The 1,428-nt window shown below is 43.3% G+C and carries 1 protein-coding gene; it reads left to right on the plus strand.

Going from position 1 to position 1,428, the window contains the following annotated elements:
* Positions 1 to 93: 93 nt before the first annotated feature.
* A partial coding sequence (locus ACTQXY_RS15420; protein WP_441660202.1) for a RumMC family radical SAM sactipeptide maturase occupies positions 94 to 1,428 on the plus strand: 1,335 nt, incomplete at its 3' end.

A 1,428-nucleotide genomic window follows, 5' to 3' on the forward strand; every position in this document is an offset into this window, starting at 1 on the left:
TATACCGAGTTCCCTACAAAAAGAATTATAAAGAAAAAAAGCCGGGTAGAAAACTGTTTTCATAACGTTTTGTGCCTGAGCAAAGCGAAAGGAATGGATATAAAAATGAAAGAACACCTGAAAAAGATCAAAGAAACCATTGATGTAGAGCATGGATACAGCCTGGGAACTGTTTTCACTACCAGAAATAAACAGTATATGTACGATACAGGAACCGGGAAAGTGTTTGAATGCGGGGCAAATGAATACCAGATCTTAAAAAGTCTGTTTGAACAGACAAGTCTTCCTGATAAGGTGGATGGAGTTTCTGAAGAAGAACTGGAGGCTGCATACAGAAATATCTGGGAGATGGTAGAAGCAGAGCATATCCTGCAGGTTTCACCGGATTTAAAGTTTGTAAGGGAAACAGATGAAACATTAAGGGACTTGCTCCGGTACGATCTGCAGCAGGTCATCCTGGAACTGACAGAACAGTGTAACATGAGATGCCGCTACTGTATCTATAACGAACATAATGAAGGGTATCGGAATTTCTCGCCAAAAGCCATGACCTGGGATGTGGCAAAACGTGCTGTGGAGTATGCAAGGGATAACAGTGGAGATAAAGTGGCGATATCCTTTTATGGAGGAGAGCCACTGGTGCAGTTTGAACTGATGAAAAAGACAATAGATTACAGCCGGCAGATCATAAAAGGAAAAGAACTGACCTTTTCTTTCTCCACGAACCTGACACTGGTAACACCAGAAATCGCGGCATATGTGGCAGGAGTGGAAGGAATGAGTGTCCTGGCAAGTATAGACGGACCAGAAGGAATCCATGATGCTTACAGAGTGATGAGCGGAGGAAAAGGAAGTTTTGAGAAAGCAATACAGGGATTAAAATATCTGGTAGAAGCCTTTGGAGAGAGGGCAAAGGAAAGTATTGTGATCAATACAGTGGTCTGTCCGCCGTTCAGTGCAAAGAAACTGGATGCGATTAAGGAGTTTTTTGAAGGTCTGGGCTGGCTGCCAAAAGAAATGGTGAAGAAATGTGATTACGTAGAATACGGAAGCGTGAGAGAAGAAGATATTTCTATGGAGTATGCTGGAGATGGGGAGTTTATCGGAGAGGAACTGGACGGTTTCACGTTAGATGCCATCGAAGGCTGGGCACTGGCAAGGGATTTAGAAGAAGAGGATCCAAAAAGTTATGTGGCAGGGATTGTAGCGGATAAACTGGTGCGGATACATAACCGAAGACAGACACAGGAACCATGCAAAGACCTCAGAAGAAACGGCTGCTGCATTCCAGGGAACCGGAGGGTCTATGTCAAGACAGATGGGAAATTCCTTTTGTGTGAAAAGACCGGAGATGCACCGGATATAGGAAACGTGTTTGAAGGGGCAGATCTAGAAAAAATAAAGAAATATTATATGGATGAATACGAT

Origin of the sequence: Faecalimonas sp. LCP19S3_D12, assembly GCF_052121495.1 — a bacterium.
In the GTDB taxonomy this organism is placed as follows: domain Bacteria; phylum Bacillota; class Clostridia; order Lachnospirales; family Lachnospiraceae; genus Faecalimonas.